At 62.1% G+C, this 22,145-nt stretch carries 11 protein-coding genes; 10 read left to right on the plus strand and 1 reads right to left on the minus strand.

All coding sequences use genetic code 11. The features are described 5' to 3' along the window. Window positions 1-26: 26 nt before the first annotated feature. From AX703_RS27990 to AX703_RS16220, 9 genes are all read left to right on the plus strand, one after another. Window positions 27-5,336, plus strand: a complete 5,310-nt coding sequence (locus AX703_RS27990; protein WP_231735571.1) for a hypothetical protein — start codon at window positions 27-29, stop codon at window positions 5,334-5,336. A 38-nt stretch (window positions 5,337-5,374) separates the two neighbouring features. After that, a complete protein-coding gene (gene cysS / locus AX703_RS16185) occupies window positions 5,375-6,856 on the plus strand; it encodes a cysteine--tRNA ligase (protein ID WP_062345508.1) in 1,482 nt (493 codons plus the stop codon). A gap of 64 nt (window positions 6,857-6,920) precedes the next feature. Further along, a complete protein-coding gene (locus tag AX703_RS16190) occupies window positions 6,921-7,859 on the plus strand; it encodes a D-2-hydroxyacid dehydrogenase (protein WP_039331463.1) in 939 nt (312 codons plus the stop codon). Between the two features lie 162 nt (window positions 7,860-8,021). Then, window positions 8,022-9,677: an acetolactate synthase large subunit gene (locus tag AX703_RS16195; protein WP_062345510.1), complete on the plus strand. Its 1,656-nt coding sequence runs from the start codon at window positions 8,022-8,024 to the stop codon at window positions 9,675-9,677. Between the two features lie 123 nt (window positions 9,678-9,800). Next, entirely contained in the window at window positions 9,801-11,237 is a 1,437-nt protein-coding gene (locus tag AX703_RS16200; RefSeq protein WP_062345512.1) for an aldehyde dehydrogenase family protein, read from the plus strand. 254 nt (window positions 11,238-11,491) lie between these two features. Continuing rightward, entirely contained in the window at window positions 11,492-12,841 is a 1,350-nt protein-coding gene (locus AX703_RS16205; RefSeq protein ID WP_231735572.1) for a cytochrome c family protein, read from the plus strand. Beyond that, window positions 12,841-14,829, plus strand: a complete 1,989-nt coding sequence (locus AX703_RS16210; RefSeq protein ID WP_062345516.1) for a heme-binding protein — start codon at window positions 12,841-12,843, stop codon at window positions 14,827-14,829. Before AX703_RS16205 ends, AX703_RS16210 begins: the two co-directional genes overlap by 1 nt. Beyond that, a complete protein-coding gene (locus tag AX703_RS16215; protein WP_062345518.1) occupies window positions 14,829-16,859 on the plus strand; it encodes a hypothetical protein in 2,031 nt (676 codons plus the stop codon). The genes AX703_RS16210 and AX703_RS16215 overlap by 1 nt, the downstream gene beginning before the upstream one ends. An 11-nt stretch (window positions 16,860-16,870) precedes the next feature. Continuing rightward, window positions 16,871-21,448: an LVIVD repeat-containing protein gene (locus AX703_RS16220; protein WP_231735573.1), complete on the plus strand. Its 4,578-nt coding sequence runs from the start codon at window positions 16,871-16,873 to the stop codon at window positions 21,446-21,448. 61 nt (window positions 21,449-21,509) lie between these two features. On the opposite strand, the gene AX703_RS16225 is transcribed toward AX703_RS16220, so the two are convergent. Next, window positions 21,510-21,893, minus strand: a complete 384-nt coding sequence (locus AX703_RS16225; protein ID WP_062345522.1) for a hypothetical protein — start codon at window positions 21,891-21,893, stop codon at window positions 21,510-21,512. Here AX703_RS16225 and AX703_RS28690 point away from each other — a divergent pair. After that, window positions 21,892-22,026 (plus strand): hypothetical protein, encoded by a 135-nt coding sequence (locus AX703_RS28690; protein ID WP_255355072.1) that lies wholly within the window; start codon window positions 21,892-21,894, stop codon window positions 22,024-22,026. The genes AX703_RS16225 and AX703_RS28690 overlap by 2 nt on opposite strands. Window positions 22,027-22,145: the final 119 nt, after the last annotated feature.

Genomic DNA, 22,145 nt, shown 5'->3' on the forward strand with positions numbered 1-22,145 from the left:
TGACCTCGGCAACGTCTGGCACGACGATGACGCTCGGCGCCGACAGCCTGCAGGCAGGCACGCTCGATGCGGGGGGCGATCTGACTCTGGCGGTGAACACTGCTCTCAATCTGGCCGACATCGCCAATGCGGCGGGCACGATGAGGGCCAGCTTCGGCACATTCGACTTCGTCGGCCTTAATGCAGGCGGATCGCTCGATCTTGCGGGGGCCAATCTTGCTGGGCGGGAAATCGTTGCGGTCGGCGATGCTGCCGTAGCGTTGACTGGCGATTATGCTGTCACGGCGTTTACCGGATATGGCAGCCTTCATCTCAAGGCGCAGACCGCAAGCGGTGCGGCAATCGACGTTATTGGAAACTTCGATGGTGGTGTTGTTGGTCTTGCCTCGCTTCAAGGTTATTCTGCCGGTGGTTCGCTCAACCTTTCTGCGGGGGAACTTGATGCTCAAGCAATCTATGGTGACAATGTCGATTTGCGGATTTTAGGAGTTGCAAGTCTAGTCACCGCCGATGCTTTTGCAGACTTCGCCTTTACGGCAGATACCATCTCCGCCAGCGCCTTGACAGCGCGAGGCAACTTGTCGCTGACAGCCAACGACACGATCAAAATCCAAGACAACGCGGCGGCCTTGGGCGATATGTCGATTGCAGCGACCGACCTTACGGCATTCAGGCTCACGACTGACGGCGGGATCGATCTGCAACTGCGCAACAGCGCTTCGGTCAATTTCGCCAGTGTTGGAGGACTTCTGTCCATCTCGACACCAACGCTCACGTTCGAGGCGATGTCGGCGAATGATATTCAGGTGGATGGAGGATCGCTGAACGGTGGGGGGCTATATGCCCGAAACGCGCTGACCGTTGTCGCAACGGGTCGGGCAGAAATGAGTGCTGGTGCTGGACGTGCGATTTCAATCACTGCGGGCAGTCTCGTGGCGCCGGTGGTGGAGTCAGCGGCAGGCGACGTTTCGCTGGCTGCCAACAGTAGCTCCATTCTTGGTGATGTCTCGGCATTCGGTGGAACCATTGCCGTTGTTGCAGGGGAGATCAACGTCGGGTCGGCAAAGGCTTCCGGGCGAGTGCAACTGAACGCCATCACGATCGGCGGCAGAATTGTGGAGGCCGGTACATCTGCCATTATCGATGCCAGCAACTCCATACTCCTCGACAAGGTTGCGGCTGGGGAGGGCGTCACGCTCGCTGGAGGAGATATCGACGTCAACGTAGTGACCGCAGGCACCCTTGTCGATTACTCTGGCCGCGAAGTGCGCATCGGAACGACAGATACCGGGACGGCGGTACTCGTCTCCGCTCGTAACTTCTCCTTCGACACCCTGAGCGCCGCAGATAGTGTCGGCATCAGCACTCGCCTTGGAATAATCGGCAATACGATCGAAGCAGGCACGCTCGACGCCAAGGCTGCCGGGGATGTTGCGCTTGGGCTGGTGAATGCCGAAGGAGGCGTCACGATCAGCGGAGCAAACCTCAGGGTATCGGTCGTAAACGGAAGTTCCAATGTATCGCTCGATGCAAGCAACTCTGCCGATTCCGTCACACTCAACGTCCTGGGCAAGCTGGACATTACCGCAGCGTCGCTTCTGCTCGACACCAGCACGTCCGGCTTGGATAGCACGTTCACGGTGACCGACACGGCAACGCTGGGCACGGTCACCTCGAGCGGCGGTTCGGTGTTCATCGACCCTGCGCTGCTGACGTTCGATGCGATCGGCGCTGCGGGCGGGATCACGCTGGCAGGCGGGACGATCACCGGCGGCACGCTCGATGCCGGCACCAGCATCGCCGTGACGGCAACCGGCGCGCTGACGCTGGCCTCGGCAACGTCTGGCACGACGATGACGCTTGGCGCCGACAGCCTGCAGGCAGTCACGCTCGATGCAGGCGGCGATCTCGGTATCTCGACTGCCGGTGGCGTCTCGCTGACCGACCTGCGGGCGGGCGGTGCAGTTTCGATTGATGCGGCAGGCCTCGATGCGGTCAGCCTGACCGGCGATGGCAACTTGTCTATGACAATCGGTGACAGGGCAGAAATCGGCACTGTGTCGGTGTTCGGGTCCTTCAACCTGAACGCTGCGTCATTACTGCTGGGCACGAGCAGGTCCGGTCTGGAAAGCGTGCTAGCAATTTCGGGGAGCGCCCAGATCGGCAGCATCTCGGCGGGGCTAGCTGATACCGGTCAGAATCTTGTGCAGGTTGTGGTGCAGGCGCTGGGCAACTCCTACACTGGCGGACAACTGTTGCCGATATTCGATGTCGTGCAGGGCCAGACCTTTACTGTCTCGTCATCGACAAACGACCTGTGGAGCGCCGGGCCGCTACCGCGCTTCTCTGACGCGGATGGCTTGGTCGCGTTCCGCCTGTCTACCGCCCAGGACGACTCGGGCGTCCAGCCGGGGACGCAAATTGGCGCGCAGTTCGGCTCGTTGACGATCGGCAACTTCACGGCGCCATTCGGTGCACTGGTAGGCGAGGTCGCGGGACAGAGAGTTCTTGTCGGCGCGAACGGCACGATCACGGCACCGGCAACGGGAACCCTTTCGGTTGGCTACTGGGATTCGAATTCCGGCGACAATACCGGCAGCATATCCTTCAACTTCGGGCTGGGGGCAGGAAGCGGTGGCCCGGCGAGCAACCCGGCCAGCGTCACCGTGACGACCGGCTCAAATCTCACGATCGGCACCGCCAAGGCCACATCTGCCATCACTCTTGATGCTGGGGGCGCTCTTCAACTCGACAGTGCCGATGCAGGAACGGCGATGTCGCTGGTCGGCAATACGATTGATGCTGGAACACTCACTGCGGGGAGCGACATCACGATCGCCAGCACGGGAGCAAGCCTGATTGATAAAGCCACTGCGGGCGGGATGTTCACCGCCGCTACCGGTGCACTTGATTTCAATATGATCGATGCTGCGAGCGATGCGCAGATCCGATCGCTGGCCGGTACGCAAGGTGGTGATCTCATCGCAGGCGCGAACATCACCATCGACGACGATGGCGATGTCACGATCAGTCGTGCCACCGCAGCGGATACAGTCGCCATCGCAACAGGAGGCGCGCTTTCCTACGGCAGCGTCGACGGAAGCAACGTGACCATCAATGCCGCATCGGCTCGTGGCGGCGCGATGACGGCGCGCACGGGTAAGCTCCGCATTGATGTCGTGGGCGATCTGACGACCGGCCAGCTCATCGCGGGTGGGTCGCTTGAGCTGACTGCCCGGGATGCAACGCTTGCGAGTGCGCAATCCGGCGCAGATTTCTCTGCAAGTGTCCGCTCGCTGAGTGCTCCGGTTCTCGGTGCTTCCGGCAGCTTCACCTTAGCAGGTTCGGGTAAGGTGGAGGTCGGCACGGCAACGGCGGGCACCGCTCTCGACGTGACAAGCCAGTCCTTGACCTTCACCCGGATGTCGAGCGGCGGTTCGTTGGGCGTCATCACCAGCGGGAACGTGGTTGGCGGTGATCTTGTCGCCACCGGGCAGATCCGGATTGCCACTGGAACCGGCAGCTTCACCTATGGCCGGATCGAGGGTGGGGGCATTGCGATCAGCGGCCGGACGGTTTCGGGAGGGGCTTTGTGGGCACGCACCCTTGATCTCGCCATCTCCGTGAGCGGCGATGCAAGTCTGGGCGCGATTGATGCCGCCGGAGACGTCGACGTCGTGGCCGGGAACCTCGGCTTCTCGTTGATCACTGCGGGCGGGGCATTCCGGTCCGCCAATACTGCAATGACCGGGACTTCCATCTCCGCAGGAGGTGACATCGATCTCACCACACAGGGCGATCTTGCAGTTTCGGCGTTGTCTGGTGCGTCCGCGCGGATTTCGTCTCGCGGGATCGTCAACATCTCGGGCCTGCAGCTGACGGGCGCGATCAGCGTCCAAGCCGATGCTGTTGGCCTTGATTCCTTGGGCAACCTGCAGATCATTCGCATCGTCGCCAATGACGGCAACGTCGTTGTCTCGGCGAATGGCTCTATCGGAGGTGGAACCGTCGCCGCGGCGGGCGATATCGATCTGCTTGCGAGAAACGGCAGCGTTATCGTCAGTCATCTGTCCGCAGGATACGACTTTGCCAATGGGGCAGGCCTGCGGCAGCTAGCACTGGTTACACCCGGTGTGAGGGGGCAAGGGGATATCGATATCGCGGCCAGCGGCGACATCGTGATCAACGACGTGGCAGATGCCGCAGAGACGCTTACTTTGAACGCGGGCAATACAATCCGTGTCAATGGACTTGCCACGGGTGCGAAGATGGACCTGACCTCGGCCGATCTTGCGATTGCGGCCAGCGGTCGACTTGGGGAGGCCACGCATACCAACGAGATAACCTTGCGCAACACCGGGCAGGGGCCACTGAAGCTTGGTGATAACATTGCCTCGGCAGCGAGCGGTTATGCCATCTCGCAGGCGGAATTTGCGAACATCCGCTCTGGAGGAGATCTGACCATCCGCGCCAACCAGGCGCTGCTGGTAGGCGATCTGGCAGTGGCCGCCCAAGCTGGCACAGTGCCGGGCCAGATCGGGGAAAATGGTACACTTTCGCTTGCTTCGGGCGGACTGGCGTCATTCCTCGGTGCATTGAGCATGAGCAATGCCAGCGGTAACAGACTGGCCGTGGACAGTCAGGCCGGAGTGTTCCTCGACGCCGCGACCGGCTCGATCCGCTTGCGTGAAAATGAAGATGCTGGGGGCACCCTGCGGATATCGGGGACTGGCATTGCCATGGTCACCCGCAGCGCGCTCGAGGACATAGCGCAACTGACGGACACGGCGCTCATCACGGATCGACTTGCCCTGAATGATGGGGTCACTGACGGTCGTACTTTGGTGGAAGCAGATGCGATACAGCTTCGTTCAGACCGCGAGGTTTACATCCAGAACACCTCGCTGGGCACCCGTCTCGATGATCGACGGGGCTTGGTTGCCAAGAGTCTGAGCATTGGCAGTCGTGACGGAGGCCAGCTCGATATCGCGATCAACGGCATCGTGAATGGCGAGGTCGGTGTCGATGCGATCGAGCAAATCGCGTTCGATGAAAGCTTCACCGAGCTTTCGTCGGTCAACGGCTGCGTTATCTTGAGTGCCAATACCTGCAACAAGTTGCCTTTCGAGATCATCGAACTGCGCGATCTCGTGGAGGAGGTGCTCAAGACCGATCCCGCGGAGAACGCGCTGCAGGTGGTCGACAGCTTCACCAAGACAACGCTCATCCAACTGAACCAGATCGCGCCAGCGGGCTTCGAACCGCTGATCGACGAGCCGGTGACGGGCACGGGCAATGACGATCTGCTTGGTGAGGCGCGCGAAACCGGCGAGTGACTTGACCTGAAGCGGGGGCGCGGGGCAATGGCTGCACCATGTCAGTCCACGGCCCCGCCCCCTTCGCGCCCTCTGCACCGCTCAAGCTGTTCAACAGCCTGACGCGACAGCTCGAGGAGTTCCAGCCCGTCCACGCAGGCGAGGCGCGCGTCTATTCCTGCGGGCCGACGGTCTACAATTATCCCCACATCGGCAACATGCGGGCCTATGTCTTCGCCGACATCCTTGGTCGCACACTGTCGTTCAAGGGGCTGAAGCTAACCCACGTCATCAACATCACCGACGTCGGCCATCTCACCGACGATGCCGATGATGGCGAGGACAAGATGGAGAAGATGGCGAAGGCGCAGGCCCAGTCGATCTGGGACATCGCGCAGCACTACACGCAAGCCTATTGGGAAGACGTCAAGGCGCTCAACATTCGCCAGCCGGCACGCTGGACCATCGCCACGGAATACGTGCCGCAGATGATCGCCTTTGCCGAGAAGATCGCGGCCCGGCACTGCTACGAACTCGACAGCGGCCTCTATTTCGATGTCTCGACCGTGGCCGATTATGGCCGCCTCGCTCGTGCGCAGACCGAAGATGGGGAGGGTCGCATCGAAGCAGTCGAAGGCAAGCGCAACGCCGCCGACTTCGCCATCTGGCGCAAGACACCGCCGGGTGAGAAGCGCCAGATGGAGTGGGATTCGCCATGGGGCAAGGGCGCTCCTGGCTGGCATCTCGAATGTTCGGTCATGTCCGGCGAAGTGCTCGGTTTCCCGTTCGACATCCACACCGGCGGCATCGACCACCGTGAGATCCACCATCCCAATGAGATCGCGCAAAACCAGGCGTTTTGCTGCACGAATGGGCTGGACCTCCCCGCAAATTCCGGCGCTCGGGTCTGGATGCACAACAACTTCCTGGTCGAACGGTCAGGCAAGATGAGCAAGTCGAGCGGTGAATTCCTGCGGCTGCAGCTCCTGATCGACAAGGGTTACTCGCCGCTGGCCTATCGCCTGATGTGCCTGCAGGCACATTATCGCAGCGAACTCGAGTTCTCGTGGGACGGGCTCTCGGCCGCACTCACGCGCCTCAAGCGCATGCTGATCGCGGTGGGCCAGCTCAAGGAGCGGGCGGGCGAAACGGAGGCCCAGCCCGGTCCACGATTCACATCGTTCCTCGAACGTTTCGATGCAGCGGTGTCGGATGATCTCAACACTCCGGTCGCGCTCACCGTTTTCGAGGAAGTGCTCGCGCTGAAAAAGGTCGATGCGTCGGAAAAGCTTGCGGCGTTGGCAGCAATGGATGCGGTCCTTGGCATCGGTTTGCTCACGCTTGACCGAAAGGCGCTCCGCCTCAGGCCCAAGGGCGTCGAGATCGAAGAGGCTCAAATTGAAGCTGCTCTCGAAGCCCGCAGGGCCGCGCGTGCGGACAAGGACTTCGCCCGTTCCGACGCTCTGCGCGACGAACTGGCTGTCAAGGGTGTGGAGGTGATGGACGGCGACCCGCTCGGCTGGGAATGGAAGCTCGTCTGAACGGGTTTCAATCCGCAATCTATAGGGTAAGTCTCTCGCAAATGTTATTGGGAGAGAGCTCAGCATGACCGTCCTCGTGATGAATGCCGTGGCCGCGCCGCTGATCGAGCCGCACCTTCCAAGGTGGGTGGAGCCGCGGTATTTTCGCAGCGCCGAGGAACTGTTCGAACTGGCACCGGAGGCGGAGATCGGCTGGTTTGACCTCTACCAGCCCGGCGGCATGGACAAGGCAATCCGGCTGGCGACAGGGCTAAAGTGGCTGAACTCGGTCTATGCCGGAGTCGATTTCTTCCCGCTCGATGTGCTTCGGGAGCGGGGCGTGATCCTTACCAACGGCACCGGCATCAACGCTATCACCATCGCCGAATATGTAGTCATGGGCATGCTGACCGTGGCCAAGGGCTATCGCGAGGTAGTGCGCTCGCAAGACCGACACGAATGGCTGCTCGACAGTCCAGGCAAGGTCGAACTGGCCGGCAGCCGCGCGCTGATTCTCGGCTATGGCGCTATCGGCCAGAGGGTCGATCGCATGCTGCAGGGTTTCGATGTCGATGTGGTCAAGGTGCGACGGTCGCAGGGGGAGGGCACGCTCGGTCTGGACGAGTGGCGTGGTCAGCTAGGTACCTTCGACTGGGTGATACTTGCCGTCCCCGCTACGCCCGAAACCGAAGGCATGATCGGCAAAGCCGAGATTGCCGCGATGAAACCCGGCTCCACGCTGGTCAATGTCGCAAGAGGCAGTGTCGTCGATCAGGAAGCGCTGATTGCGGGCCTGAAGGCGGGCCGCCCGGGCCACGCCTTTCTCGATGTCGTCACCCCCGAACCCCTGCCGGCAAAGCACCCGCTGTGGGACGTGCCTAATGCCCACATCACCAGCCATCTCTCCGGACGTGCCCAGACGCGGATGTTCGAGCGTTCGGTCACGCGCTTTCTCGAAAACCTCGCCCGCTTCCGCTCGGGCGAGCCGCTCCAGCCGCAGGTGGATCTTTCGCTTGGCTATTGACGGCGGGGCGTGACAGCGGCGCGCACCTTTGATAGCCATGCGGGCAAGGGCAGGCGCGGGGGCCATAACGACACGCGCCGGGAACTTGCCCTGCGGTCGCATCCAAGTTGGGGAGGGTAACGCAGCCTTGGCCGCGCGTTCCCGTTGATGGAGCGACCAAAAATGGCCGAAGGCAAGAAGGCGTCAGACCTGTTCATCGAGTGCCTTGAGGAAGAAGGCTGCGAATACATTTTCGGCGTTCCGGGCGAAGAGAACCTCGATTTCCTCGATTCGCTTTCCCGCTCGAAAAAGATCAAGCTGATCCTCACGCGCCATGAACAGGGTGCCGGATTCATGGCAGCCACTTACGGTCGCCACACCGGCAAGACCGGCGTCTGCATTGCCACCCTCGGGCCCGGCGCGACCAATTTCGTGACCGCCGCCGCCTACGCCACGCTCGGCGGCATGCCGATGCTGATGATCACTGGTCAGAAGCCGATCAAGAAGTCCAAGCAGGGCCGCTTCCAGATTCTCGATGTCGTCTCGATGATGGGGCCGATTACCAAATTCACCCATCAGATGGCCTCGTCCGACAATATCCCCAGCCGCGTGCGCGAAGCCTATCGCCTCGCCGAGGAAGAAAAGCCCGGCGCAACGCATATCGAACTGCCCGAGGATATCGCTGACGAGCACACCGACTCCGTCCCCCTCAAGCGCAGTCTCGTGCGCCGCCCCAACGCCGATGCCAAGTCAATCGCGCAGGCCGCTCACGCCTTGCAGAACGCCAAGGCTCCGGTCCTCGTCATCGGGGCGGGCGCAAATCGCAAGATGACCGGCAAGATGCTGCGCGAGTTTGTCGAGAAGACCGGCATACCGTTTCTAACCACCCAGCTCGGCAAGGGCGTGATCGACGAGCGCCATCCCAAGTTCCTAGGTTGCGCCGCGCTTTCGGCCGGTGATTTCGTCCACCGTGCCGTCGAGGACGCCGACCTCATCATCAACGTCGGCCATGACGTCATCGAAAAGCCGCCGTTCTTCATGCGTGAAGGCGGTACGCCGGTCATCCACGTCTCGACCAAGACGGCTGAAGTCGACCCTGTCTATTTCCCCGCCATCGAGGTGATCGGCGATATCGCCAACGCGGTCTGGCAGATGAAGGAAGCGATCGAGCCAAACCCGGCCTGGAACTTCGATCATATGCTGGCCTATCGCGCTGCCGAGGTCGCGCACACCGCACCGCTCGCCGCCGACACTCGTTTCCCGATCTTCCCGCCGCACCTCGTGCAGCAGATCCGCGATGCCCTGCCTGAGGACGCGATCATCTGCCTCGACAACGGCGTCTACAAGATCTGGTTCGCGCGTGGGTACACCGCCTACCATCCCAACACCGTGCTGCTAGATAATGCGCTGGCGACAATGGGCGCTGGCCTGCCCTCGGCGATGATGAGCGCGATGATTTACCCTGAGCGCAAGGTCATGGCGATCTGCGGCGATGGCGGCTTCATGATGAACAGCCAGGAGATGGAAACCGCGGTCCGCCTTGGTCTCAACCTCACCGTGCTCATCCTGAATGACAGCGCCTATGGCATGATTCGCTGGAAGCAGGCCAACATGGGCTTCGAGGACTTTGGCCTGACCTACGGCAACCCCGATTTCGTGAAGTATGCCGAAAGCTACGGCGCGCACGGGCATCGCGTCACAAGTTCCGAGCACCTCAAGGAACTGCTCGCCCATTGCCGCGATACGCCAGGCGTCCACCTGATCGATTGTCCGGTCGACTATTCGGAGAACGACCAGATTCTCAACAAGGATATCAAGGAACTGTCCAAGGCACTCTAGGGTTCAGGCGATTCATCATGTCGTCACCCCGGGCTTGACCCGGGGTCCCGCTTTTCCACCTGCGGCGGTTCGATAAATAGCGGGATCCCGGGTCAAGCCCGGGATGACGTTGGAGGTTATCAAGTGTCACAGCTCAAGGACGTCTACCCGCTCTATCTCAACAACAAGGCCGTGCAGCCGAACACCGACCTTGCGGTGACGGACAAGTTCACGGGCGAGATCGCGTTCCGCACCGCGCTCGCCACGCCTGACGTGATCGATGAGGCAATCGCCGGTGCCGTCCGCGCCGCCGAACCCATGGCCAAGCTTGCATCCTACGAGAAGCGCGACGTGCTCGACCACTGCGTCCGCCGCTTTGCCGAGCGCAAGGACGAGCTCGCCCATGCCCTTTGCGTCGAAGCCGGGAAGCCCATTGCCGATTCCGAAGGCGAGGTGGGTCGCCTGATCGACACTTTCCGCATTGCCGCCGAAGAAGCCACGCGCAACTACGGCGAAGTCCAGCCGCTCGATATCAGCCCCCGCGCCAAGGGCTACATGGGCATGTGGAAGCGCGTGCCGATCGGTCCGTGCAGCTTCATCTCGCCCTTCAACTTCCCGCTGAACCTTGCCGCGCACAAGATTGCGCCCGCCATCGCCATGGGTTGCCCTTTCGTGATGAAGCCCGCTTCGCTCACCCCGCTGGGCGCGATCATCATGGGCGAAGTGCTGGCGGAATGCGATATCCTGCCGGAAGGTGCGTTCTCGATCCTGCCTGCCAGCCGCGATGGCGCCGACCTGTTCACGACTGATGATCGGCTCAAGCTCCTTTCGTTCACCGGCTCGCCGGGCGTCGGCTGGGACCTCAAGGGGAAGGCGGGCAAGAAGAAGGTCGTCCTCGAACTCGGCGGCAATGCAGCCGTTGTCGTCGACAAGGATGCCGACTTGGAACACGCGCTCGCCCGCATCATCTTCGGTGGGTATTATCAGTCCGGTCAGTCGTGCATCCACGTCCAGCGCGTGATCATCCACGCCGACATCTACGACCAGTTCCGCGACATGCTCGCCGCCAAGGTCAAGACGCTGAAGTCCGGTGACCCCAAGAACCGCGACACGTTCATCGGTCCGATGATCTCGGCCAAGGAAGCGCAGCGCCTCAAGACCTGGATCGATGCCGCAGTGGCCGGGGGAGCCACGCTGCTCGCCGGCGGTGGCTGCGATGGCAACATGCTCGAAGCCACCCTGCTCGAAGGCTGCAGCCGCGATATGGACGTTTATACCGAAGAGGCCTTCGGTCCCGTCGTCATCCTGTCCAGGTTCACGGATTGGGATGCCGCGCTCGAGGAAGTGAACGACAGCAAGTTCGGGCTCCAGGCGGGCCTGTTTACGGCCGACATCCACAAGGTGATGGACGCCTGGGACAAGCTCGACGTCGGTGGTATCGTCGTAAACGACGTGTCCTCCTACCGCGTCGACAACATGCCCTACGGTGGGGTCAAGGATTCGGGCCTCGGCCGCGAAGGGATCCGCTTCGCCATGGAAGACATGTCCGAGATCAGGAACATGGTCATCCGCCGGAAGTGATTTCCGACAAAGAAAGATGCCTGTCTTTCCGATATGTTTCCAAAGATGCCGATTAGCCACTTGAACCAAGGGGTAAGAGTGTCCTAACCTGAAGATCAACGGGGTCGCATTGCAGCACTTCCGGCAGGAGCTATCGCACAAGGCAAAAGCCGCGCGATATGCAGGGCCGGTGGGGACGAGGGGCAATGCTGGGTACTATCATGCGAATCAGGCAGCTCGCGGCAACTTGCCGGGCCCTACCGCGCTCCGCCGCCATGGCGATGGCGTTCTGCCTTGTCATGGCCGGAGCCGCCCTCGGTGCATCCTCGCTGGTGTCGCCTTCGCTGCAGGCCCAGGGGACTGCGCCGGCGGTCCTGCGCGGCCACGTCGGTGTCGCGTCATGCGCGGGCTCCACTTGTCACGGCCGTAGCGTCGCCGATGGTGCTGTCGTCCGGCAGGATGAACTCATGCGCTGGCAGGAAGATTCCTCGCCTTCGGGTGCGCACAGCCGCGCCTGGCGCGTGATCCAGGAGCCGCGTGGGCAGGCCATCGTCAGGCGGATGGGGCTCGATGCTGCTGGCATTCAGCGTGAATGTGCGGGTTGCCACGCCTCGCCGGGATCTGCGCGTCCTTCCGATGGCGTCGATTGCGAAGCGTGCCACGGTGCCTCTGGCGGATGGCTCTCTTCCCACTACACCGTCGGCGCCAGCCACGCCCGCAACGTCGCCCAGGGCATGACCGACCTGACCCGCCCGCAGGTCAAGGCGCAGGTCTGCCTTGATTGTCATTTCTCCGGCGATGCCAAGGGCCAGTTCATCGCCCACCGCATCATGGCCGCAGGCCACCCGCGCATTTCGTTCGAGCTGGACCTGTTCACCACGCTCCAGCAGCACCACGATGAGGACGCCGACTACGTTCAGCGCAAGGGCGGCAAGACCAACTCGATGCGCATGTGGGCCGTGGGGCAAGCCGAGGCCGTGAAGCGCAGCCTTGAGCTGTTCAGCCAGCCGGCGCGGGCCATGGATGGCATCTTCCCCGAGTTCACCTTCTACGATTGCCACTCATGCCACCGCCGCATTTATGACGGTGAGGATGGAAACGTCACGGCGATCCGCAATCCCGGCCGCCCCGTCGATCTTGGCACGCCTCCCTATAACGACGAGAACATGATCATGCTTCTGGCGGCTGCGCGTGTCATCGCGCCGGATGCGGCTGCCACGTTCGACGCGCGGGCCAAGGCGTTCCACCGGGCGATGCTGGCGAACCGCGCAGAGACCGTCGCCGCGGCCCAGGCACTGCGCCAGTCTGCCGATGCGCTATCTGCGCGCTTCGCCTCTGCCAGCTTCACACGGGAGCAGACCTTCGCGATCATGGACTCGATTGCCAGCGACGCGATTGGCGAACGCTTCACTGATTACGAGGGGGCCGTGCAGTCGGTCATGGCTGTCGATACGCTGCTCAATGGTCTCGTCAATCAAGGCATGGTCTCGCCAGGTTCCGCCAGCGGTCTGCGCGTCCAGATCAACCAGGCCTATGCCGCCGTTCGTGATCCGAACGGTTTCCAGCCTCTCTCATTCCGCCGCGCCCTCGGCAGCGCGGTACGATCCATCCGGAGCCTTCGCTGATGCGCATGCCGTTGGCTCTCCGGCAGACCACCGCCGTCGCACTCGCGCTCTCTCTCACTTTGTCTGGGTGCGGCGGTGGTGACTCTGGCTCGGGCGGGACATTCACGCCGACACCTACCCCGACATCGTCTTCGCGTTTTTTCGCTGATCCAGCGCAGGAAGCCCTGACTGTCGCGGAAGTCCAGCAAATAATTGCGCAGGCAGTGGGCGAGGCCAAGGCCCTCAACTACCCGGCGATCATCGCAGTGGTCGATCGTGTCGGCAACGTGCTTGCCGTTTTCCGCATGAACGGTGCTGCAACCCGGATGATCATCAGCCCGCGCACAGCCACGGGCGAGATATCGCCGCGTGAAGTCGATGCGCAGGGGCTCGAAGTCGAAGCGACGATGGGAGCCATTTCGAAGGCTGTCACCGCCGCCTACCTTTCGTCGAGCGGGAATGCCTTTTCCACCCGCACGGCCAGCATGATCGTGCAGGAGCATTTCCCGCCGGCGCCGAATACGCCCGGCCTGGAATCCGGCCCGCTCTTCGGCGTGCAGTTCAGTCAATTGCCGTGCTCGGACCTTTCCGCCCGATTTGCCGCGGGCAATGCCGGAAGCGCCGCCTTTATCGGTCCAAAGCGCGCTCCGTTGGGGCTGGCTGCCGATCCAGGCGGACTCCCGCTTTACAAGAACGGGGTCGTGGTTGGCGGCATCGGCATCATGGCCGACGGCGATTATGCCTACGATCCCGATGTGACCGACGTCGACGGCGATCCGGAAGAATTCATGGCGCTCGCCGGCATCCAGGGCTTCGCACCGCCGGCAGAGATTCGCGCCGATCGCATTCCGGTCGATGGTTCCACGCTGCGCTTTGCCGATGCGCGGGTCGAAGGCCTTCATCCGCTTCAGACCAGTTTTTCCGCAATTAACAACACGGCAGGCACCCTCATTCCCGTGCGTGGCTATTATGATGGCACCGCGGTTCTTGCTGGAACGCCCTATGGAACAGAAGCCAGCGGCATTCGGCGTGCGACCTCGAGCGAGTTCTCGCTGGCCGACGCCTACGTCCTGAGCAACGGGTCTGGCGCAAACCGCTATCCCATCAAGGGCGGGACCGATTCCGCTGCCGTCGGCACGGCTTTGACCGCTGCAGAGGTGCGTGCCGTTCTCGAAGAGGCCTTCACGATCATGACGCGCGCCCGCGCGCAGATCCGCCGCCCCCTCGATAGCCGCGCACAGGTTTCGATTTCCGTTGTCGACACCTACGGCGAGGTGCTCGGCCTTGTTCGCGGGCCTGACGCGCCCATCTTCGGGATCGACGTTTCGCTCCAGAAGGCGCGCACCGCTGCATTCTTCTCCAATCCGGTCGCAGCCGAGCAGCTTCTCGCCAATACAGATGCGGAAATCCCCGCATTCGTGCAGCGTACCCGCGATTTCCTCGGCGATCAGACGGCTCTCACCGGCAAGATCGCTTTCGCTGACCGATCGGGCGGTAACCTGTCGCGGCCTTTTTTCCCTGACGGAGAAGTTGGCCGTCCCCATGGACCGCTTTCTCGCCCGATCACGGATTTCAGCCCCTTGGCCACTGGCCTCCAGATCGCTCTGGTCAAGGCCAACTTGTTGCAGCACGCGGTTTTCGTCGAAGGCTCTCTCAACGCGCGTGACGTGGTTCAGCGCTGCACGGCGGTCCCGGACACCCCTACCGGCAAGAAGCGCCTTGCCAACGGCATCCAGATTTTTCCGGGTTCGGTTCCGATCTACCGCAACGGCAAGCTGGTCGGTGCCATCGGCATTTCCGGTGACGGTATCGATCAGGACGACATGATCGCTTTCCTGGGAACGCACAATGGCGGTGCCAAGGTGGGCACCATCGGCAACGCGCCCAAGGAAATTCGGGCCGATACCATCGTCGTCCCGGTCGGCCAGGGCGTTCGCCTGCGCTATGTGAACTGTCCTTTCGCTCCGTTCCTCGATACCACTGACCAGAACGTCTGCGAGGGCAAGTGATGCAGCAGGTCGCTCTCCTTCTCGGACCGGTTCTCGGCATGACCACGCCGGCCTCCCAGCCCGTCACCCTGCCGTTCCACGTTTTGGCAGCCGTAGACGCGGCTTCTCCCGGTGCGGGGGATCCGCAGGAGGCGGCGAACCCGCAGAGCGATGCCGCGGCCGGGCAGGAAGCTGCTGCGCTCCCGGGTGGTGAAACCGATGCCGATGGTGCGCTGATCGATGGGCGTCGCCGCCCCGGCTTCAACAAGCAGCTTCCCGAGAAGGTCGAGCAGGACAATCCCGGTGCGGTCAATGCTCCGCCGCCGGAAGCCTTCTACGACAAGTACGATGGCGAGGGGCCCGTGGGCGATCTCGGCCTTGATGTGGCCTTGCCTGACCGCTGGCGCATCATGTCTTCGCTCTGTCCACAGAAGGACAAGGCGACCGGCAAGAAAGACCGCTCGCTCTACACGCTATTCCCGAAGCTCGAATACGTCTGTCATTCGCAGCTCGATCCGTTTCACCATAATCTGCTCAAAGGCGATCGTCCCCTGGCGCGGGGCAAGCGTCCCGGTTTCCTGAAAGGGGATGACTGGTATCTGCTGGCCGGCGCGGTTTCCGATACCGTGGTCGAGCCGCGCAGTTTCCCGATCCCGGTCGGCAACCAGACCACGACCAACCCCGGCGAGATTGACACCTTCGGTCGCAGCCACAGCCTGGTCCTGTCACAGACCTTCATCGCCAGCCTTTCCCTGCTCAAGGGCATGACGGCCTACAAGCCGCCGGTGATCGAGTATCGCATCGCCGTCGCCGCGAACCTCAACCACGTTCAGGTGCCGGAGCGGCGCGTCCTGTTCGTTGAACCGTCAAAGGGCACCAGGCGCACCGATGGTTTCATTGGCCTGCAGGAAGCCTTCATCGACTACCACATCGGCCGGTTTGATACGAAGCGCTACGATTTCGTCTCCTTGCGTGCCGGCATCCAGCCGATGCAGTCGGACTTTCGCGGGTTCCTGTTCAACGACAACCAGTTGGGCGTGCGCCTCTTCGGCAACCGTGACAACAACCGCGTGCAGTTCAATCTCGCCGCGTTCTGGCGGCTGGAGAAGGAAACCAATTCGGGCCTGAACGATGTCAGCCGGGCGCCGCGTAACGATTGGGTGTTCATGGCGAACCTCTATCGCCAGGACTTTCCCTTTGTCGGCCTGACCAGCCAGGTCTCGGTCACCTACAACATGAACCGTGAACGCAACGAGATCACGGTCGACACCAACGGCTTCCCGGTTCGCCCGGCGCTGATTGGTGATCTGCGCGGTCGCGAGTACGACGTGGTCTATCTCGGCTATGCTGCAGACGGCCATATCGGACGCCTCAACCTCACCGCGCAGGCCTACGCTGCACTGGGCGAGGACCGGAACAATTTCCTCACCAGCCGCGCGGCCGAGATCAAGGCGTTCATGGCCGCTGCCGAAGTCAGCTATGATTTCGACTGGACCCGCGTCCGCCTTTCCGGCCTCTGGGCAAGTGGCGACAGTGATCCTTATGACAAGACCGAAGGCGGTTTCGACGCCATCTTCGAAAATCCCCAGTTCGCAGGCGCGGACACCAGCTACTGGATTCGCCAGACAATCCCGTTCGCCGGCGGTGGCCGCAACATCTCGGTCAATGGTCGCAACGGCATCCTGAACTCGCTTCGCTCATCCAAGGAGCAGGGGCAGTCCAACTTCACGAACCCGGGCACGATGCTGCTTGGTCTGGGTACGGATTTCGACCTTACTCCCACCGTGCGGGTCTCGACCAACCTCAACCATCTCTGGTTCGAGAACACCAAGATCCTGCAGGTGCTGCGCAACGAAGGTTCGATCCCGCGCGACATTGGCTGGGATGCTTCCGTCTCGGCAATTTGGCGGCCCAACGCCTCGCAGAACCTCGTCTTCCGCCTTTCGGGCGCCGTGCTTGATCCTGGGGCGGGCTTTGATGATCTGTTCGCCCAGATGGGCAAGGCAAGCCGCTTCTATTCCGTCCTCGCCAACGCGACCCTGGCCTTCTGATGACCCAGCCCATGACCGACACGCGCAGCTTCCGCAAACTCTCGCTGGCATGGCTGATAGCGGCGCTCGCCGCCCTGCTGATCCCGAGCGCTCTTTACGCTTCGGGTGAAGAGAAAGCCCAGAAGGTTACGCATACTCGCGCACCCGCCGCGCCGCGCGGCCAGCCCGGTGATACGGTCGAGGAGCAGTGGGCCTACGTCGACAAGCAGAATGCAGGCTGCGTCAGTTGCCATACCAAGAGCGATCATCGCACCATGCACGCCAGCCCAGCTGTGGTGCTGTCCTGTGCCGATTGCCATGGCGGCAACACCAAGGTCATGGCTGACCGGTCATGGAACCGCAATTCGATCGATTATGTCGCGGCCATGAAAGATGCACACGTTCTGCCGAAGTACCCGGCCGCATGGGGCTGGCCGTCGTCAGCCAACCCGAAGCGTTCCTACGCGCTTCTGGGCAAGGAAAGCCCCGAGTTCATCCGCTTCGTCAACCCGTCGGACTATCGCGTTGCGCGTGACTCCTGTGGTGCTTGCCACATGCAGATCATCGAAGCGTCCGAACGCTCGCTGATGTCGACGGGGGCAATGCTGTGGGGCGGGGCGGCCTATAACAACGGCATCGTCCCCTTCAAGAACTACATGTTTGGCGAAAGCTTCACCCGCAATGGTGAGCCTGCCTTGCTGAAGTCGGCCTCGAAGGAGATCGGCGCGGACGGCAAGCCGATGTGGGGCACCGTCACGCCCCGGGAGAAGGCGCGCGGCGCCTTGCCCATCATGTACCCACTGCCGCGCTGGCAAACCATCCCGCCGGGCGACGTGTTCCGCGTGTTCGAGGATGGTGGCCGTACGATCAACCCGCAGTTCCCCGAAATCGGCCTGCCCAATTCCACGGGTCTGATCCAGCGCCTGGACGAACCGGGGCGTCCTGATCTCAAGCAGTCCAACCGCGGCCCCGCCACGGGCCTGCGCGTCGCCATCCCGGTGCTCAACATCCACAAGACGCGTTTGAATGACCCGTTCCTGTTCCAGATGGGCACCAATGATCAGCCGGGCGACTATCGCTCCTCGGGCTGCGCGGCGTGCCATGTCATCTACGCGAACGACCGTGAACCGCGTCACTCGTTGAGCTACGGCAAGTGCGGGCGTGACGGGCAGACCATCACGGCTGACCCCACCATAAACTCCCTGCGTGAAGGCCAGCATCGCAAGGGTGCCTATGGCTCCTACAACGCCGAGAAAGAAGAACATCACGACAAGGTGCGCGGCACGGTTCTCGGCGGGAAGCGCGGCTATCTCGGCGGTGACAGCACTGATCCTGAACAGTCGAGAGACATGGAGGGCGATTGCGCCCGCGCCATTTCCTCGGCCGAGCAGCTGGTCTACTCGCCGGGCAAGGGTGTCGCGCCACATGGCTCGATGGACAACGACAAGATGGACCAGGCCTCGGCCCACGCCATGGCCGGACTGGACGCCAAGGGGCACCCGAAGAAGGATGCCCACGGCGAAGATGCGCACCAGGCCGATGGCCCAGTCGCAATGCAGGATCGCGAACGCGGCCACCCGCTGGTCCATGCCTTCACCCGCGCCATCCCGACCGCGCAGTGCATGAATTGCCACATGCACCAGCCCAACATCTTCCTGAACTCTTACCTCGGCTACACGATGTGGGACTACGAGTCCGATGCGCCGAGTATGTGGCCCGGGCCAGAGAACCGAGCGCCCAAGCCCGCCGGCATGTCCGATGAAGACTACGCAAAGACGTTCAAGAAGCAGTTCTACCCGAACATCGACGAGCAGCGCGAAGTGCTGGACCGCAATCCCGAGGGCGCGTCCACGCGCGGTCTGTGGCGCGATGTCGAATTCCTGCGCAACGTCTATGACCTGAACGACAAGCTGGAACGCACCCAGTTCGCCGACTATCACGGCCACGGCTGGAACTTCCGCGCCATCCTCAAGCGCGATCGTCGCGGCAACCTGCTCGATGACGAGGGCGATATGTCCTCCTACGGCACCGACAAGGCGCACATCATCTCGCCTGACGATCCGGAAAAGTTCCGCAAGGCCGGCGAGGGCAAGTTCGTCGAACCGGGTGAGAGCAATCCCGGCAAGGCCGTCCACATGATGGACATCCACGCCCAGATCGGCATGCAGTGCGCCGATTGCCACTTCTCGCAGGACAGCCACGGCAATGGCATGATCTATGGCGAAGTCGCCAACGCGGTCGAGATCGGCTGCAAGGACTGCCACGGCACGCCCGATGCCTACCCGACGCTGCTGACTTCGAACATGGCGGCACCCGAAAAGGGCAACAATCTTGCGCTGCTGCGCAATGCAGACGGCCAGCGTCGCTTCGAATGGTTCAAGGAGGCCGATGGGCGCCGCGTGCTGATCCAGCGCTCGATCATCGATCCCAAGTTGTCCTGGCGCGTCAGCCTGGTGAAGGACTCGGTCGACGCCCGCTTTGCCGGGCAAATGGACACGTCCGGCAAGCCGATCTTCAACCCCAAGGCCGCCCGCGCGAAACTGATGGCCAAGTCCGCGTCGGATGACGGTGTCTACAAGTTCGGCACCGGCGTGGCCAAGGAAGCGCGCGCCCATCGTGACGACGATATGGCTTGCTTCACCTGCCACCTGTCGTGGACCACTTCCTGTGCCGGATGCCACCTCCCGATCGAGGCGAACTGGAAGTCGGCGACGCACAAGTACGAGGAAGATTACACCCGCAACTACGCGACCTATAACCCGCAGGTCGCGCGCGATGACATGTTCCAGCTTGGCAAGCACCAGCGCAACAAGTCGTCGGGTTCGGACCCGGTGCAGTATGACGCCTCGGGCAATCCGGTGTCGGGCAAGGCGATAACCGCGCCGATCCGTTCAACTTCGGCTCTGATCTTGTCGTCAACCAACATCAACCGCGAACGCATCTACGTGCAGCAGCCGCCAATTTCCTCGATCGGCTACTCGTCACAGGCCTTCGCGCCGCACTTCCCGCACACTGTTCGCAAGAACGAGACCAAGCAGTGCACCGATTGCCACGTCAGCCAGGACGAAGACAATAACGCCACGATGGCGCAACTCCTCCTGCTGGGCACGAACTACGTGAACTTCGTGGGCATGAATGCCTGGTTCGGTCTGGACGGCGGATTTGAAGCTGTCCGCGTTACCGAATGGGATGAGCCGCAAGCGGTGATTGGCTCATACCTGCACCGCTACGCCTACCCTGATTACTGGAAGCAGCACGTCGAACATAACGGGCGCGAGTTGAAGAACTGGACGCGCGGCAAGATCGTCGATGGCAAGCTTTCGGGGGAAACAACCGGGCAGGAACAGTTTGCCAACGTGGTGGAGGGCACCAAGGACGCGGTCCGCTGCCTGCAGATGCGCGGCGAGTACATGTACGTCGCAGAGGGCAAGGGCGGATTCCGAGCCTATGACATTGCCGCCATCGGCAACAAGGGCTTCTCGGAGCGGATCGTCACTGCTCCCTTCTCGCCCTTGGGCCATGACACCCATGTCGCTACCACCAACGCGACCTGCATGGCCCTGCCGACCAACCAGTCCATCGCGCCGACCCGCAACACACCCGAATTGCGCACGCTCAATCAGGAGCAGCCGTTCTCGCCGATCTATTCCTACGCTTTCGTGACCGATGCGGTCGAAGGCCTGATCGCGGTCAACGTCGACACTCTCGCCGACGGCGAATTCCGCAACAATTTCTTCAATCGCGCGCTGACCTTCAACCCGGACGGCGTGCTCACTGGCGCTCGTCACATCACGCTCGCCGGGGACTACGCCTATATTGTCACCGACAAGGCGCTGGTCACGGTTCATCTGCCCAAGCCATGGTCTGCGCAAAAGCCGTGCGAAGTCAGTGAAAAGAAGGGTGGCGAAACTTGCCTCGATCCGCGCATCACTTCGGTCGTGCCCTTGCGCGATCCTCGCGCCACGGCGGTGCAGTTCCGTTACCTGTGGGTGACGACGGCCAATGGTCTTGAACTGATGGATATCACCAACCTGGCCCAGCCCAAGGCCTTACCATCGGCAACCGTGCCGCTGGCAGATGCCCGCCGCGTCTACCTTGCGCGCACTTATGCCTATGTCGCAGCCAAGTCGCAGGGGCTGGTCATCGTGGACATCACCGCGCCGACGCGACCGTCGATCTACACCAGCTACACTGCTGACGGGCAATTGAACGATGCCGAGGACGTGATCGTGGCGTCAACCAACGCCTCGCTCTTCGCCTACGTCGCCGATGGCCGGAACGGGATGAAAGTGCTGCAGCTGACCTCGCCAGCCAGTCAGCCGAACTTCTACGGCTTCTCGCCCGAGCCCAAGCCGGAGCTCATTGCATGGGCTCGTACACCGACACCGGCCCTGGCGCTGTCAAAGGGGCTAGATCGCGATCGCGGTGTAGATGAAACCGGAGGCCAGATGGCTGTCTTTGGTCGGCTTGGTTCCCGCCCGTTCACCCGGCCCGAAATGGAAGAGCTGTTCCTCAACAGCAAGGGCGATGTCTTCCGCGTCACCAACGCCGTAGACATGAGCCTCTGGGTCGGTGCCAAGCCTGCGCCGCTGCTCGCGAAGACGAATTGACCGGTTGGAGAGGAGAGCGGGTGCCTTGAGTCCATGCGCTCAAGAGCACCCGCCGATCTCCTCAGTCCTCGTCGAGCAGCAGGATCTCGCACTCCACTTCCATGAGCGGTGAGGGCAGGACCTCATGGTCAACCCGGGTCACCGCAGCATCGGCCACCAGCCGCCCTCGCAACTTGAACTCGTGTTCGGGCAGAACCGCGATGAAGCTCTCGCCGTCACTTACCGCCTCGCTGCCGGCAAAGCGGAGCACCAGACGGTGCCGCGAGCCTGAAAATGTGATGCTCGCCCACGGCGTCTCGTCATGGCTGACAACTTCGACATGTGGCCCACTGATCTCGCGCACGCCACGCAACAGGCGCTCGGCGGGAGATGGGCGAGGGGTGAGAGGAGGAGGAACGCATTCAGCAAGCGCCTTGGTCTCGAAAGCATGAGGATCAAGCAACATGGACATTCTCTCCGAAGTTGTTCATGAAATGTTCTACGCGTTTCACCATTCCGGAACGCGGCTCACGGCCGTTGCGCAGATCACCCACAAGACGGGGATCGTGGGCGGCAAGGCGGCCGAACTTGGTGACTGACATGCCCGTCTGGCGAAGGAAGCTGGACACCCGCAAAAACCGATGGAGTTTCGGTGTCGATGGTGATTCATTGATCGAGAGCGATCATGGAGAGCCGTGGTGGATCCGAAGTCTCTGTT

It is taken from the genome of Novosphingobium sp. CCH12-A3 (assembly GCF_001556015.1).
Classification (GTDB): Bacteria; Pseudomonadota; Alphaproteobacteria; order Sphingomonadales; family Sphingomonadaceae; genus Novosphingobium; species Novosphingobium subterraneum.